Origin of the sequence: Parafrigoribacterium humi, assembly GCF_040227205.1 — a bacterium.
Taxonomy (GTDB): Bacteria; Actinomycetota; Actinomycetes; order Actinomycetales; family Microbacteriaceae; genus Parafrigoribacterium_A; species Parafrigoribacterium_A humi.
Map to the genome: position 1 here is coordinate 27,851 of NZ_JBELOA010000012.1, position 15,968 is coordinate 43,818.

At 60.5% G+C, this 15,968-nt stretch carries 13 protein-coding genes; 3 read left to right on the plus strand and 10 right to left on the minus strand.

Annotated features, from left to right (window positions below; translation table 11 throughout):
• Positions 1 to 3: 3 nt before the first annotated feature.
• The 3 genes from ABUA28_RS13875 to ABUA28_RS13885 form a co-directional block, all read right to left on the minus strand.
• On the minus strand, positions 4 to 1,254 hold the full coding sequence (locus tag ABUA28_RS13875) for an acyltransferase family protein (protein ID WP_349904884.1): 1,251 nt from the start codon (positions 1,252 to 1,254) through the stop codon (positions 4 to 6).
• 145 nt (positions 1,255 to 1,399) lie between these two features.
• Positions 1,400 to 3,886 carry a glycosyltransferase gene (locus ABUA28_RS13880; protein WP_349904885.1) on the minus strand — a complete coding sequence of 829 codons (2,487 nt, stop codon included), beginning with the start codon at positions 3,884 to 3,886 and terminating at the stop codon, positions 1,400 to 1,402.
• Positions 3,887 to 3,930: 44 nt separating this feature from the next.
• Complete coding sequence (locus ABUA28_RS13885) at positions 3,931 to 5,295, minus strand: glycosyltransferase family 4 protein (protein WP_349904886.1); 1,365 nt, start codon at positions 5,293 to 5,295, stop codon at positions 3,931 to 3,933.
• Positions 5,296 to 5,479: 184 nt separating this feature from the next.
• Here ABUA28_RS13885 and ABUA28_RS13890 point away from each other — a divergent pair, with 184 nt between their 5' ends.
• Positions 5,480 to 6,829, plus strand: coding sequence for a hypothetical protein (locus ABUA28_RS13890; RefSeq protein WP_349904887.1), 1,350 nt, complete (start codon positions 5,480 to 5,482; stop codon positions 6,827 to 6,829).
• 22 nt (positions 6,830 to 6,851) lie between these two features.
• On the opposite strand, the gene rfbA is transcribed toward ABUA28_RS13890, so the two are convergent.
• From rfbA to ABUA28_RS13915, 5 genes are read right to left on the minus strand one after another with little or no spacing between them, the layout of a single operon-like run.
• Positions 6,852 to 7,721, minus strand: coding sequence for a glucose-1-phosphate thymidylyltransferase RfbA (gene rfbA / locus ABUA28_RS13895; RefSeq protein WP_349904888.1), 870 nt, complete (start codon positions 7,719 to 7,721; stop codon positions 6,852 to 6,854).
• Between the two features lie 3 nt (positions 7,722 to 7,724).
• Positions 7,725 to 8,336, minus strand: coding sequence for a dTDP-4-dehydrorhamnose 3,5-epimerase family protein (locus ABUA28_RS13900; protein WP_349904889.1), 612 nt, complete (start codon positions 8,334 to 8,336; stop codon positions 7,725 to 7,727).
• Between the two features lie 10 nt (positions 8,337 to 8,346).
• Positions 8,347 to 9,357, minus strand: a complete 1,011-nt coding sequence (locus ABUA28_RS13905) for a glycosyltransferase family 2 protein (protein WP_349904890.1) — start codon at positions 9,355 to 9,357, stop codon at positions 8,347 to 8,349.
• Positions 9,358 to 9,371: 14 nt separating this feature from the next.
• Entirely contained in the window at positions 9,372 to 10,115 is a 744-nt protein-coding gene (locus tag ABUA28_RS13910) for an ABC transporter ATP-binding protein (protein WP_349904892.1), read from the minus strand.
• Positions 10,112 to 10,948: an ABC transporter permease gene (locus ABUA28_RS13915; protein WP_349904894.1), complete on the minus strand. Its 837-nt coding sequence runs from the start codon at positions 10,946 to 10,948 to the stop codon at positions 10,112 to 10,114. The genes ABUA28_RS13910 and ABUA28_RS13915 overlap by 4 nt, the downstream gene beginning before the upstream one ends.
• Positions 10,949 to 11,046: 98 nt before the next feature.
• Between ABUA28_RS13915 and ABUA28_RS13920 the strand changes: the two genes are divergently transcribed.
• Complete coding sequence (locus ABUA28_RS13920; protein WP_349904895.1) at positions 11,047 to 11,934, plus strand: glycosyltransferase family 2 protein; 888 nt, start codon at positions 11,047 to 11,049, stop codon at positions 11,932 to 11,934.
• An 81-nt stretch (positions 11,935 to 12,015) separates the two neighbouring features.
• A complete protein-coding gene (locus ABUA28_RS13925) occupies positions 12,016 to 12,891 on the plus strand; it encodes a glycosyltransferase family 2 protein (protein WP_349904896.1) in 876 nt (291 codons plus the stop codon).
• Between the two features lie 29 nt (positions 12,892 to 12,920).
• Here ABUA28_RS13925 and ABUA28_RS13930 read toward each other — a convergent pair whose 3' ends face one another.
• Both ABUA28_RS13930 and ABUA28_RS13935 read right to left on the minus strand, forming a co-directional pair.
• Positions 12,921 to 13,826, minus strand: a complete 906-nt coding sequence (locus ABUA28_RS13930) for a glycosyltransferase domain-containing protein (protein ID WP_349904898.1) — start codon at positions 13,824 to 13,826, stop codon at positions 12,921 to 12,923.
• 73 nt (positions 13,827 to 13,899) lie between these two features.
• Positions 13,900 to 15,963, minus strand: a complete 2,064-nt coding sequence (locus ABUA28_RS13935) for a cell wall-binding repeat-containing protein (RefSeq protein WP_349904900.1) — start codon at positions 15,961 to 15,963, stop codon at positions 13,900 to 13,902.
• Between the last annotated feature and the right edge of the window lie 5 nt (positions 15,964 to 15,968).

Consider the following 15,968-nt stretch of genomic DNA (forward strand, 5'->3'; position numbering starts at 1 on the left):
CCCCTACTCGGAAGTAGAAGCAGCACGCTCCTGCCTGTGGCCACGGGAAATGAGACCCCGTGACCGGTCATACCAGAAGCGAAGTCCCTTGCCCGGGCCGAAGTCCTTGAGCGCAAGCGCCCATTTCTCGAGGCCGTGCCAGCTCAACCACGCGCAGCCTACGGTAATGGCAAGGCAGACCAGAACCCACGGAACGTACCCCCAGCGGTTCCAGCCGAGGAAAGCAGTGAACTGCTCCACGAGAAACCCATACACATAGATCCCATAGGAATAGTCGTTTTTGGCGCCTATCCACTGGAAAGAACGCGGGAGCGCGGCAGCAAGCCACATCACGAAGTACGCGATTGCCGGATACCCGAGGATGTCCAATCCGCCATAGCGCAGCGTCACCAGAACGACGACGGCCGAGAGCGCGGCCAATCGTGCATCGAGCGGCACCTTGTGCGAGTACAGCGCAAGGCACGCCCCGAACAGGAAGATCAGCGGCAGGCTGACCCGATACGGGTCTGCGAAGTACGGAAATATCTGGCCGGCGGCACCGGGGACAATCTTCGAGGCGACCTGGAGCAAGAAATAGAACGCCGTCACGACCGGCACCAGGATGCGCGCACGCTTCAGCACTCCGAAGATGACGAACGCCCAGACGATGAGATAGCTACCCCACTCATAGGCGAGCGTCCATAGCGACCCGTTGAACACAGAGCCGGCGCCGGAGAGCCCATAGGGAGTCGTTGTCTGGAAGATGTCGTAGATGCTGTACGTGCCTACGGTCAGCTTCCAGTTGGCGACAAAGTAATGCACGGGCCCACCGATCCCGGCACCGAAGTAGTCACCCAGGTTGCGGCCCATCATCAGCCAGGCCGCGGGCCCCACGATGAGCGCCGCGACCAGCAGCACGAGCCAGAAAGCCGGGAAGATGCGCAGGAACCGCCGCCAGATGAACTGGAGCGCATCTGCGCCGGTTCCACTCTTGGTGATGAGATAGCCACTGATGGCGAAGAATCCGAGAACGGCCATCCCACCCAGGTTTTGCTGATGCCTCACCAGGGTGACAAACGGATCTTCACCCCATCCTCCGAGCGGGAATGCGTGCGAAAAGATGACCGCCGCAGCCAGAACGAGACGAATGACCCCAAAGGAGTTCTGATGGCCGGCCAGGCCTTCTTTGAGGCTGCGCCGCGGCTGCGCGGAAAGTGCCACTACGCCACGCGTCGGCGGCTGGTTTTCTGCCTGGGTTACGGTTGAGCTGGTCATGACGCAGGGGTCGCACTCTCTGATCGTGGTAATAGGAACTCTAAGGGACTGGCCCCCAAAGCCGCCGCAGCACACATCCCCGCAAACCCAGTCTCTCGTCGCCCCTCTCGGCGCCGGTCACCATGCCCGTCCTCGGCGCTGGCCATCAACGACGCCGAAGGCGATTGCGTACTTTCCCAAACACAACCCGCGGGCCGCCGTTGCTCAGGTAGTGCCGCACGAGGTGCAGATTATGGCGAAATCCATACGGCTTGCGCCGTTTCTTGCGCGCACGGACGGTCGCGTTGATGTCCTGCGCGGCCATGCGGCGTTCTACGAGGTCTGCGGCGCGGCGCGGGTGGCGCACAAACTCGACCAGAGGAGCGAGCGTCCGCTCCCATAAGAAGGCCTCCCGCACCCGATGAATGTTGGCCCGGCTCACAGCAATGAACTCGTCGTCGAAGAGGATTCGCTCAATTGCCTCCGCGAGCGCCTCCACATCGCCAGACGGCACGACCACGCCGAGGCCCTCGGCCTCTACCAGCTCGGCAAAGCTGTCGCCCTCTGTGACCACCATGGGCAACTCCGCCCAAAGGTAGTCAAGTATACGGGTGCGGAAGGAGAAGGTGGTCTCGACGTGGGTGAAGTGCGTGCTCACCCCGGCATCCGCCTCCGTCAAGAAGTTCTCCCGGTCGGCATAGTCGACCCAGGACGCATTGAAAAAGACCGTGTTGTCGAGCGCGCCGAGTTCCGCGGCAAGTGCGCGCGACTCGCTCACGATCGCCATCTCCGGAACCCCAGGGTGTGGATGCTTCGTGCCTTGGAAGAACAGGCGCACGTTCGGATGCTGCTCCGAGAGCATTGCAACGGCTCGAATCAGTCCCTTGGGGTCAAACCAACTGTAAAGCCCTCCTGACCACAGCAAGACCTTGTCATCCGCCGCAATCCCCGGAAGCACGCCCTTCAGCACAGCCTTGCGATGTGCCGGCGGCGTGCTATCGAGGCCGAATGGCACTATATCGATCAGCCCGCTGAGGTCGGAATCGTTCTCATAGTTGGCGGGGTTGATCCGACCCAGAGCCGCAAGCTGGCCCAGATAAAAGAATTTCTGCCGTTCCGACGCGCAGACAAGAAAGTCAGCGCGGGACAGCTGATTGTTCAACACCTCGGTGGCATCGGTAACCTGCTTGTCCCAGGTCGCTACAGGGAGTTCGCGCCCCTGCTCAAGTTGCTCGAGGTGCATGGGGTCGTAGATGTCCGCAACGATGATCTTCTCGGAGAACTGCAATGCCTCGAACACGGCAAAGGCATGACCCTGAAAGACGATCACGTCTGCCCAGGCTTCGTGCGGCGCGAAAGCGCGATTGTCACCGGCACGAACGTGCGCCACAGCAAATGGTGCGTCGATGGCCTCGAGAGCAGACATCGTGACGAGCCTCACGTCGTTGTCTGCCGAGAGTGCCTCCGCCATGTGCCAGGCACGGATCGCCGGGCCAGCCATCTTGGCACCGATTGGATCTCCGGTGACGATGAGCACCTTCGTATTCTCCGGACGCTCCAGCACGTCGAACGCCTGCACGATATTTTCGTAGCCTTCGAGATAGTCCTCGTCGTCGTTCGATGGGGCGTCGACACGACGGAACAGCGACCAGATCGCGCGGTCGGAGATGACCCTTGTCGCCTGGATCCTGTCGCGGGAGGCCGTCATGGTGGCGAGCTCCTGCACGAACTGGTCCACGCCATACGCGCTCGCGAGCAGTTGGCGAGACACCAGCTGCTGCGGCTCGGAGTCGCCTTCCGGGTTCCGGAAGTCAAACTCTGTGGAGTCGGATCCGCCCTTGGCTATGCCGCGCCTGATCGACAGGGCGATAGCGGCGGGAAGTGCCTCGTCGAGCCGTTCCTGACCAAGATTCTTGTACAGGGTGAAGAGGGCGTTGCGTTCCAGGTAATAGTCCTCTCGGAACGACCCGAACTTGTTCACCGACCCGTGATGCTTGTGGAAGGCAACGGAGTCCGGCTGGTATCGATAGCGATAGCCGAGAAGGTTGAGCCGCCAGCCGAGGTCCACATCTTCGAAGAACATGAAGAATCTTTCGTCGAAACCCTCAAGGAGTTGATAGACGCTCCGGCGCACAAACATTGCCGATCCGGTGCCGAACAGCACATCGGTCGCGCGATGTGGGTACGAGGCTTCCCTCTGACCCACGAACGGCTTATATCCCATCCCGAACCAGGTCATCGCCGCGTCGACGTAATCGACCAGATTTCCTTCCCAGTCGAGGACCTTGCTCGCGACGGCTCCAATCTGATCCGACTCACCGAAGGTGTCGACGGCAGCGTGAATCCACTGGGTGTCGGGCTTCGCATCACTGTTCAGGAAAGCAATAAACTCTCCCGTGCTGTGCTCGACGCCCAAGTTGCACCCGCCGGCAAAACCACGATTCTCCGTCGACTCAACGAGTTTGACCCACGGGGCCGCCGCCCTGATTTTCGCCGCACTGTCATCTCCCGAGGCGTTCTCCACCACGATGACTTCGAGCCGATCTTCAGGCCAGTCAACTTTCCGAAGCTCGTTTACCGCTTCTATCGTCAGCTCCGCGCCGCGAAAATTAACGAGAACGACGGACACAACGCCCGGCCTGGATTCGGCCATGTCGAACCTCTCTCTGGCACGGATTGTGGTCAAGAGTTTATCGGCTATAGCTTGCGACGCAGACCGAGGAGCTTTCTGACGCCGTCGGTGGTGGCCCTCAGCGGCGCGGTTATCCGCCAGGACAAACTGGCCTCCAGACCCGCCACACGCGTGGTCAGCCTTCGCACCTGATAACTACTCGCCGGCTCGATTCCCAACGAGCGATCCTGCGCCTGGTGCGGGTTCATGCAGAACTGGATGAGGGGCTGCAGTGCGATCGCCCAGGTCATCGTTGCGGCGAACTCGGTGACGCGCGCGGAAACTCGCGCATTCTCGGCGTCGTCGTACAGGACCTCGTCAATTGCCTGCACGAGGGCATCGACATCTCGTGGTGGCACCGTGCGGCCGAGTTGCTGCTTTTCCACGATCTCTGCGAAGGTATCGCCCGTTGTGCTCACAATGGGCAACCCGGCCCAGAGATAATCGAGTATTCGGGTACGAAAACTGAACGCAGTCTCGAGGTGCTCGAGGTGGGTGCTCACCCCGACATCGGCATCGAGAAGGTAGTCTGCACGTTCCTCGTAAGGAACCCATCCTTCGTTGAAGAACACCACCGAATCGAGGACGCCGAGTTCGCGGGCGAGCGTGTGCGCCTCAAAACTCATCCTCATCGTCGGCACGGCCGGATTCGGATGCTTGACTCCGAGAAAGAAGAGCCTGAGATCCGGGCGCTTGATAGATAGCTTGTGGACGGCTCTGATGAGGGTGAGCGGATCGAACCAGTTATAGATTCCACCACCCCAGATGATGACCTTGTCATCGGGCCCGATTCCCGGCACGGTGCCCTTGATCCCATGCCTCCGCTGAACCGGTGCACTATCGGCAACCCCAAACGGTGCAACGTCAAGAAGCGCTCGCAGGCTCGCGTCCTGATCGTGCGTTGCGGGATTGATACGCCCCACAGCGGCAAGCTGGCCAAGCCAGAAATCACGCTGCTTCTCCGACGCGCACAGCATGTAGTCCGCGCGTTCGATCTGTTCATTGAGCAGGCCGACAATGGACGCGGAAGCAAGGAAGCGCTCCTCCGTCGGAAGATCACTTCCCTGTTCCAACTGTTCCAAGTGCATCGGATCGTAGATGTCGGCAACGATGATCTTCGAAGACTGCTTCATCCACGGGTGGCTGGCCAACAGGTGCCCCTGGAAGATGATGACATCTGCCCATCGCTCCTGCGCGTGCAGCTCGGGAGGCGTCGCGTGCAGGACCTCGAAGTCGGGATGTGTCAGCGACGAGTACGTTGTCGACACGAGGCGAACTGTTGTGACCTTGGATATTGCCTTGGCCATCTCGAATGCCCTGATGGCCGGACCGGCCATGCGCGAGCCCAGGGTGTCAGCTGTTACGACGAGAATGTTGGGGGTCGACGACATCGCGCGCGATTTTCCTTGTCAGTGTTGTGTGTTCATGCTGTTAGTCGGTCGTGGCTACGCAAGCGCAGAAGTCGTCCACGCGGAACGTGGGTAATCTTAACACCGCCCCGCTCGGACAGGCTGGGAGCAGCACGACACCGGCAGAGGAAGGGGTACCACTGTGGCAGAACCATCGAAGACAGCCATGACAGCGACACCCGATGGCCCCGCTCAGGCGCCCAAACGTTCGCGACGAGAAACGTTTGTCGCCTGGTTGAGGCGTTCCTGGGTTCCGTTGGTGCTAGTCGCTGCGGCAATGGCGATGTGCGGCACGGTCACAGTGCAACATCACCAGCAGTTCTCCCCCTACGACGAATGGGTCTACTACGACTACGTGATGAAGATTCCTACCCAGGGAATCGTCCGACAGGGCGAGTATGTGGGCAGTGCCGCCCTCGAAGCGATGGCCTGCATCGGGGACGGGTACGGCCCGAGGGGACAAGTCTGCACTGGCCCCAAAGGCCACTATAAAGCGCCAGCCCACTACCCTCAGGAGGGGAAGACGACGGCTGACGCATACACACCGCTGTACTTCGACGTGACCTGGGGTCTCGGCACGGCGATCAAGTTCGTGACTGGGCTCGACTTCCTCACCGCAGCGCGGCTCAGTGGATTCTTTTGGCTCGCCGGGGGACTGATCGCTTTCAGCGCCTTGGCACGCGAGTTGAAGTTCAACAAACTTCTCACGGTCGGGCTCGGCCTGGTACTGGTGGGCTCCGTTGCTTCGAAATATGCCTTCACCTACATCAGTACCGACGCATCCGCTTTTGTTTCCGGGGCAGTCTTGCTCCTGTTTGCTCTGCGCTTCATTCGAGGCAAGACATCCGGCTGGTGGCTTGTCCCCCTAGCCGTCGTCGCTGTACTGCTCAAGATAACCAACATCTTCGCAGTGGGGCTGGTCGCGGTATTTCTGCTGACCTTCGCGCTCCTGAAGTGGAGGCAGCGATCGCACTGGCCACCTGACCGTCCATCGCCGCTCAAGATCGGGGTCCTGACGACGACGTTCATTCTCGCGTCACTCCTGGCACAGGGGGCCTGGCTCGTCATCCGTGCAGCTATCGCCGTCGGCGACGGACCCAATCAAGGCGTCGATGTGCCGATCTCGATCCGGGGCATCGCGGCTACAGTCACAACGTTCATCGGATTACCTGGAACCCGTACCGTGGATGGACTGTTGACGTTACCTCTCGCCATCCTGACCATCGTTGGCATATTCGGCTTCTTCCTCCAGGCCAAAGGTTCTGGGGAAAAGCGAGCATTGAGCATCGCTACCGTCGTGTCGGCGACTCTCTTCGGCCCGCTACTCCTCGTTGTCATGGGGATCGTGTTGGGCGCGGCATTCCCCGTCGTGCCGCGATATTCACAATCGCTGGTGCCCGCATTCTTCGCCGCAATAGCGTTCACAGCGCATAACAAACTGTCGCGCTACCTCGTACTCGGCTACGGCATAGCGCTTACTGTCGCCGCGATCGGCCGCGCGTTCTACCTGCACTGACCCCGACACGTCCGAACGGAGATCAGTCCGTTAGGTTCAGCAAACCTTTGAGGTAAACGCCGTACCCGCTCTTAGCCAGAGGTTCCGCAAGCTTTTCAAGTTGAGCATCATCGATCCAGCCTGCACGCCAGGCGATTTCCTCGATGCATCCGACCTTGAAGCCCTGGCGGTCCTCGATCACGCGCACATATTCCGATGCCTGCATCATCGACTCGAAGGTTCCCGTGTCGAGCCAGGCCACCCCGCGGTCGAGAACTTGCACACGAAGTTTGCCGGCCTGGAGGTAGCGATCGTTCACCGTGGAAATCTCAAGCTCCCCGCGGGCACTCGGCTCAATTGTTTTGGCGATCTCGATGACGTCATTGTCGTAGAAGTACAAGCCGGGAACTGCGTAATTGCTCTTTGGTCTTTCCGGCTTCTCCTCGATGGAGACAGCAGTCATGCGCTCATCGAATTCAACGACGCCATACGCGGTCGGGTTGGAGACGTGATACGCGAAGATCAACCCGCCATCAATTGCCCCGTGCGCGCGAAGGGAGCTTCCGAGGCCGGCTCCGTGAAAGATGTTGTCACCCAGAACCAACGCAACGCTGTCATCGCCAATGAACTCTTCACCAATGATGAAGGCCTGCGCGAGGCCGTCCGGCGACGGCTGCACCGCATATTCGATCCGAATGCCCAACTCACTGCCATCGCCCAAAAGCGCTTTGAACTGCGCGTTGTACTCCGGGGTGGTGATGACGAGAATCTCGTTGACTCCCGCCATCATCAATGTCGACAGCGGGTAGTAGATCATGGGCTTGTCGTAGATGGGCATGAGTTGTTTTGAGATGCCGCGCGTGATCGGCCACAGCCTGGAACCCGAGCCACCCGCCAGAATTATTCCGCGCATCGTCTACCGTCCAGCCTGATTCAGAGAGTCGTAGAAGCGACGAGCCTCGTCCCAACTCGGCAGAAGTCCGCGTGCCGCCGCCTCAGCCAGGGTCGGAGCTTCAGTGTCTTTGGGCGAGAGCAATGGCTTGCCGGCCTCCGCAGGAAATATCAATCCGACTTCAGCGTCGAGGGGGTCGATCCCATGCTCGTGCGGGGCGTTATAGGTATCCGAGACAAGATAGCTCACGGTCGCGTCATCGGTGAGTGCGACGAAGGCGTGGCCGAGCCCTTCCGCGAGGTAGATGGCCTTGCGGTCGACGTCGTCGAGGCGAACCGAATCCCACTGCCCGAAGGTCGGCGAGCCGACCCGGATGTCGATCACATAATCCAGCACCGCACCATGCGTCGCCGTGACGTATTTGGCCTGCCCTCTCGGAATATCCGCGAAGTGTATGCCGCGAACCACGCCGCGCTTCGAGACGGAGGTGTTCGCCTGGCGGAGATCGAGCGGATGGCCCATGGCTTGCTCGAGAAGATCGAAACGGTACCACTCAAGAAACACTCCGCGATCGTCACCACGAAGAATGGGGGTGATTTCGTAGGAGTCCGGGATAGAAAGTTCACGGATCTGCACGTGGTCGATCCTACCTGTCGCGCTCCAGGGGCTGGAGCAGGTCACGGGCGGCATCCACTGCTCCCCGGCCAAACTCTGAGTACCTACCCGTTCCCAGCTCCCTCAGTACGGGCAGGATTCGAAGCATTCGATTCGCCGCAAGTCCCTGCCTCATCCGCTCGTGCACGACCTTGTGTCGGGCCGCATCTCGCCGCGCCTCTGATACCGCTTCGCCCAGCGAAGGAAGGCGGTTGGCGAGAACCGTCGCACGATCCAGTAGTCGTCGATTGCGTCCGGTGCCCGGTTCCATCAACCTTCGGAACTTACCAAGCACGGAAAGCCGGCGCGCACCGATTTGATTCGACGCGTGCTGGCGGTATGAGATGAGAGGGTCAGGGAGCACCTCAAGTTCTCCGACCGCCGCCGCAACGATCGCCAGCCACTCATCGTGCACCCATTCCGCCGGGAAGGGAATCGCCCAGTCCAGTAGCCTGCGGCGGATCATGGTGGTTGCCCCGGTCACCAGGTTGCGCTTCATCAACTGCTCGAACGCCGCGCCACCATGAATGGCACCCTGTACCGAATCGCTCACCTCAAGGGCCTGCAGGAGCGTGGCATCGAGCCGCCCGCCAGACTCATCGACCAGAAATGCATCGCTGTGCAGCAGCAGCAGGTCAGGGCGCAGATCGAATACTGCGACGGCACGCTCGAGCCGCGAGGGCAACCAGATATCGTCCTGATCGCTCAGCGCGATCAACTCGTTCGCGCACGCGAGTATCGCCTGCTCGAAGTTGCGTGCGACCCCCAATGCGACCGGGTTCTCTAGTACCCGAAGCCGGACTGTGCTTTCCGGCCGTTCGGCGCGGAACCTCGCGACGACGGCCCGCGCTCGCGCTACCGTCTCATCACCGGAGGCATCGTCCGAGAGGACAATCTCCGCCGGCGGATGTGTCTGGTCGAGAATACTGGCCAACTGCTCGCCAATGAAACGCTCACCATTGTGCGTGCATAGAGCGACCGAGACCGGGTTAGCCGTGGTCACAGCACCTAACCTACTTATTCCGTGTCGCGCGAGAGGGAGTTCAGGTAGGCCTGAATGGTCGGGCGCGCCTCGCCGACTGCCTTCAACTCGCCATGGCTCAACCATGCAGCATGATCGCACATCGAACGCACGGTATCCATGGAGTGGCTGACCAGGATGACCGTTTTGCCCTCGGCCTTTAGGTCACGGAATTTCTGGAAGCACTTCTCCTGGAACTCAGCATCTCCGACCGCGAGAACCTCGTCGACGACCAGGATGTCGGGATTCACGTTGATCGCAATGGCAAAGCCCAGCCGGACATACATCCCGGAGGAATAGTTCTTGACCGGCTGGTCAATGAATTCCTCGACGCCGGAGAAGTCCACGATCGTGTCGAACTTGTTCGTGATCTCCTTCTTGGACATCCCGAGGATCGATCCATTGAGGAAGATGTTCTCACGCCCCGAAAGCTCGGTATGAAATCCGGATCCGACCTCGAGCATGGCCGCGATCCTGCCGAAGTGGGTGATCGAACCCTTGTTGGGATAGTAGATATTTGCCAGACACTTCAGCAGTGTGGACTTGCCCGAACCGTTGCTGCCGATCAGTCCGAAGGTGGATCCGACAGGAACGTCGAAGGTGACGTCCTTCAGCGCCCAGAAATCCTCGTGCACAGACGTGCGACCACGCATGATCGCAGCCTTGATCGTCTGATTGCGCTCCTTATACATTCTGAAACTCTTGCTGACGTGATCGATCGTCACGGCGGTCGCGCTCATAGCATCTCCGCCAGGTTTCTCTCATTTCGGCGGAACACTACGAGACCGATGACGAGAGATGCAACAGCCCAACACGCGCAGATCAGCCATTCGCTTCCGTCAGGCCAGCGATTGTCATAGATGAGCTGACGGAAGACGTTGACGAAGTGCTCCATGGGATTCAGATGGAATAAGTCGAGGATCGTGATGGGCGTTCCAAACAGGCCGCCGTGCTTGTCAGACTCGGTCTTCACCAAAGAAACCGGGTAGATGATCGGGGTCAGGTACATCCACATCTGAAGCACGATTGTGAGGAAGTACTGCGTGTCCCTGAAATAGACGTTCGCCACGGCGAGCATGAACGCGATGCCCGCGGCAAACATTGCGAGCAGGACCATGATCACGAGCAACAGCGGGATCCATGGCACGACAAAGCCTCCGACGAAGGAGAGCGCGATGAGAAGCACGGCCATCTCGAACAGCCAGTTGTACCCGGTCGATCCCACCGCCGAAAGCGGGAGCACAATTCGATTGAAATACACCTTCTGGATCAGATTCGCGTTGGTGACCAGCGAACCGAGCCCGAGACTGACAACGTTCGCGAAGAACGTCCAGGGCAACAGCGCGCACAACAGCCAGAGCGCATAGACATCAATCCCGCTGGGATCTCCCGGATCCGGCCTGCTGCGGAAGATGATGCCAAAGACGAAGGTGTAGATGAGCATGAGAGCGAGCGGGTTGGCGAGCGACCACAGTTGCCCAAAAACTGTTCTCTTGTACTTACCCCGCACCTCACGCATGGTGAGGTTGAAGAGGAGCTCACGCGAAGCCCACACTTCTTTCAGGTAGTTCATTCACCCTCGCTGGAATCGCACTGTTCAGACTCGAAACAATCTAGCCTAGGAGACAGTATCCCGAGTCACTGAGACCCGCGAACTATGATTGAGCACCTATGGCCACTTTGAGACCTTCGACCGATTCGCCGACTGTGGCGGTCATCACCGTGAGCTATGGCTCCGAGGCTGTTCTCCCCGGTTTTCTTGCGTCGATCTCCACCGCCAGCACTGAACAATGTCAGATCGTGGTGGCAGACAATAAGGCTGGCAACGAGACCCCTTCTATCGCCGCGCTCGCAGCCGCCACGGGCGCCGAATACCTGCCACTCGACGAGAACCGCGGCTATGGCGCCGCGATGAATGCCGCAGCCTCGACGCTCTCCCCCGACATCCGCTGGATCCTGATCAGCAATCCCGATGTCGTGCTCGCACCGGGTGCTATCGATCGCTTGGTCGAGGCGGCAGAGCAAGATGCGCGGATCGGCTCGGTCGGACCGCAGATACTCACGGCCACGGGGCAGGTCTATCCGTCCGCGCGGTCCGTGCCCTCCCTTCGGAACGGCGTGGGTCACGCGCTCTTCGCCAACCTGTGGATCGGCAATCCCTGGAGTCGTGCCTACCGCAACGACTCGGAACAGCCGCCGCGTCGCCGAGACGTCGGCTGGCTTTCGGGAGCTTGCGTCCTGGTGCGGCGAACGGCGTTTGTCGAGGCCGGCGGCTTCGACGCCGACTACTTCATGTACTTCGAGGATGTAGATCTCGGCTATCGGCTGGGCAAACTCGGCTACCGCAACCTCTATGAACCGGCCGCGGTGGTAACCCACACCGGCGCACACTCTACGACCGCCGAATCAACGCGCATGGTCACGGCCCATCACGACAGCGCCAGGCGGTTCCTCAACAAGAAGTACTCCGGCTCCTGGCTGTGGCCGATCAGGGTCACTCTTAAAGTCGCATTGTCGCTTCGCTCTGCTCTGGTCCGTCGCAGAATCTCACGCGGGTAGGTCGCCGTGCCGGTTCGCTCCACTATGGTCGCGCTCATCCGTCGACTTCGACTGGAGCCGCTGGCCAGGCGATGCCTGGCGGTGGCTCGACGCGCACGCGCACTCACGACGACTGGTGCCTCACGGGCCTCCCGCAGTGCACGTCGGATTGCGCGACTACCCGCACAGTGGGCACTCGCCACCCGCTTCCGACAGTTGCTGCGGCGGCGCATCAACTTCGACGAGCTGCGCGGCATACCTGATGCCGACGCACTGGCCATCGTCGTCTGCCTGTGGAACCGACCGGGACGCCTGGCCGACGTACTGCGCATCGTCGACGCGCAACAGAGTTCTCGCAGACTGCGACTCATCCTGTGGAACAACGATCCGCACCAGCGTGAGCACTATCGATCCACCATCGCCGGTTTCACGCCACAGGGTGCGCTCGACAGCGTGGAGTTCTTCAACTCACCAACCAACATCGGTGGAATGGGACGATTCGTCGCAGCACGAGAACTCGTCACGCGCGGATACAGCGGCCCATATCTCATGATGGATGACGATCAGGACTTCTCCCCGACCTTTGTGGAAGATTTGCTCGCGAGCGCTCATCCCGGCTCATTCGCAGGTGTCTGGGCCTGGAACAACAATGGCGCTTACTGGAATCGAACGCAGGTGCAGACGAGCGGCGCCTCTGCCGATCACGTCGGTACCGGCGGGTCCATCTGCGATTCGGCGCTGCTGACGGACAAGACGTTCTTCACTGCGATCCCGATCCGATTCCTGTTCATGGAAGATATCTGGATGAGCCACTACGTCCGCCGCAACGGGGGCCAGCTCACCATGGTGTCTTCGCCGTTCGAATTCACGTTGAGCGAACTCGATCAGGGCCACGCACTCTTTGACTACAAGGAGGATTTCTATCGCTGGCTGCAGCAGCCGGCCCGCATCCCCCTTCGAGCAAGTGGCGTTGTCTGAAGACAGTGCCACCGCCCACCACGCAGAGCCTAGATTCGCCTGAACAGCTGCGCCAGTGCACGAAGCGGTTTCGTTATTCTCCACGACCAGCTCGACTGGAAATCCAGCCGCACACTCTCTCTCTGTCGCTCGAGCGCTGGCTCCAGCCCCGCCGTAAGAGACTCGACCTCGGCCTGAAGCTTGGCTGTCAGGTTTTCCAATCTGCCCAACTCTGCCTGGGGTATTCTCAATGCATTTGCCAGTCGGTCCTGTGCAAGGTCCCATTTCTTTTCGACTCGCACGGGCCACTGGTGCCACGGCGAACTCATATTGTCGATATCGAGCCCGTTGACAGCCAGGCCAAGAACTCCAAGCACGAAGTTGATAGACAGCTGATCCCGTCGCGAATACCGCAGGATGTGGTCGTACCACAGTTGCATTGCTTCCGTCACCGGCGCTGTGTGACGGCGAGCGAGCAGGGCCGTCCAGTATGGATGCTCTTCGAGAGTGCCGGGGCGCAGCGCGGAATACTGGATGAGCTGCTCGTACACCCGAGCCGGGTCGTCATAACCATCGACGGCAACCGCATCGAATTCGCCCACAACCGTCGTGCGGTAACCGTGTCTCGGAAGGGCAAAATCTGCGGAAGCGAGCCAGTTGTCTAACAGCAGGTCCGGTGCTGCCCGAAGCAGAACGCTATTGTCGATCCACAGCGACTCGTCGTAGTCAGACAAGAGTTCCGTACCGCGCACCTTGAGATAACGTGCGCTACGGATCGTGTCCATCGGAAAACGCAGATCAATACGACGAATTGTCCATGTCTCGCTTGTCAATTCAGGGTCGTCGGTGAAGCAGATGAACTCAACATCGGTGTCATGCGCAACGGGCTGTTCGTTGAGCTTTTCATAGCGACCGGTCAATGCTGAAAATACGACTCGCCTGGGGGCAGAGGTCACGTCATCGTCCTCTCGGGTTCATTCCTGACAATCTACTGAATGACGACGCGAGATAGCGATTCGTGGATCGCCGTTAGCTGCACGGTGTGAACGAAGCCACTCCAGCACCCAGGGCCTGGGTTCCACCCAACAGGGTGACAGACTTCGTGTGAGCAGACGCAAATTGGCTGAGCACGGCGGACGGGACACACGTCGACGGAGCAAGGTAGAGGGGCATACCGGAACGCCCGGCGAGGGCGCCTCCGGTCAGCCCGTCTGCGTAAGTGTTGCCCGTCGCCACATACCCCGCGGCTGCCGCCGGAAAGACGGACGCGTTGATGGCGCTCGAAGTTCCGTAGCGGTCTGTTCCGGAGATACGCGTGACAGTGATTCCCCCTGGAAGTGCCTTGAGAGACGCCTCGAATGCGGACGACAGGGCCTCCGGCCCGCCAATCAACGTCACCTCGGTGACACCCCACCTCGCCAAAGCGGCCGCGAGCGAGGCCGGGACGGCACCCGCCGTGCCGTCCGCCAGAACAAGAGGTGCGTTTTGGCGCGCAGCAGCGGCTGCCGCCGAGAGAGCATCAGGGAAATTCGCGCCCGTGGCAATATAAGCGCGACCCGATTTCGCGTCACCCAGCAGGTTGCCGACGTTCAGGGATGTCTGATACCTGTCCACGCCGTCGATGCGCGTCGTCGGTGCAATGGTTGCAAGGTCTGCCGCGACTGCCGGGCCGATCCTCGCGGTTCCGCCGACGACCACAATTTTCGCGGGCTTGAGCCTGACAAGCTCAGCCTTCACCGCTGCAGGAACACTGTTCTCGGTGACGAGGAGAAGTGGAACGCCCTGCCTGCCCGCGGCAGGCACCACACTCAACGCGTCGGGAAAATTCTCGCCGGACGCGACGTACGCGACGGCGACTCCCGGAGCGAACTTCTGCGAGATCTTGACGGCAGTACCGTAGCGATCCGCGTCACTCAGTCGCTCGGACACGACATAGGCCGAGGGCACCGTCACGGTTGAACAACCCAGGGTCACAATTGAACCAGGGCCATGGTTGAGGGCATCCACGCACACCTGCTGCGCGCCCACCGAGGCAGGCAGAGTTGCATTGAATCCGTGCTGGGTACCGGATCCGGCAATACCCTGCTCAGACTCCGGGCTGCTGCCGCTCGTCTGGGAGCCACGGAGGGTGTAGCTCCAACCCGCCCCACGGACGCGGACATCGACCGCCCAGGTGGGTACGTCGGGATCCACCGCCCAGCCAGTGACAGTCACCGTGTTGTTGCTGGCCGTCACGGACTGGAGCGCACCCGTCGGGTCGCCGTTGGGCGGGCCAAACCAGTTTGAGTAGTACACCCAGAAGTTTCGGTTGCCATACGAGCCGCAGGGAGCGGTGCCCGTGAGATTGGCGAGAGCCCCGGCGTTCGGTGTGTATGGGGTGTAATTGTAGAGTGCCGCCGTCGCGTAGTTTCCGACGGCGACAGTCTTCGTACCACACGCAGGACTGGGGTTGTACAGAATGTTCCACAGGCCGGGCTGCTTACCAAACCGGGCGGCTTTGTACGTATTCAGTTGCAGCGCGCCCTGATAGATCTGGTTACCGAAGCCCAGGGAATTCACTGCGCATGGACTGGTGTCGGGGCAGGCGTACCCCATTGCGCGCTTCATTGCGGGGTCTGACGGGCCCAACTTCGTGACCAGACCCTGCTCCTTCTGGAGGGTCACGAGGATCACCTTGGCGCTGATCCCGCAGGCCTTCTGCACCTTGTAGATTATTGCTGCCGCGGTGTCGTTGGTGCCGCCGGTGTACGGCCCGCACCGCGTATTGCCCGTGGAGGTGGATATGACTGCTGCGCGACTCGGAGTTGTCTCTCTGTAATTCTTCAGGCAATAGCCATTCGTGCAGGCCCCGGGTTCCTGCGCCTCAAGAAATGACTGGATCTGCGCCTGGGTCATCGCGTTGGCGTCATAGAACTTCGCATCGTCGATGATGTTCCCCGCGTTGAACTGCGAGCCGTCAAGGGCGTGGGCCGGTTGCGCCGGCTGCACTGCCACGAGGGCGAGCCCCACCATCGCCGCAGCGGCCAGCGTCGCACTTATACGGCCCACCCAGCCCCGGCCGATCGCAGTTCTGCGCCTCGCGATGATGCTCATCCTTT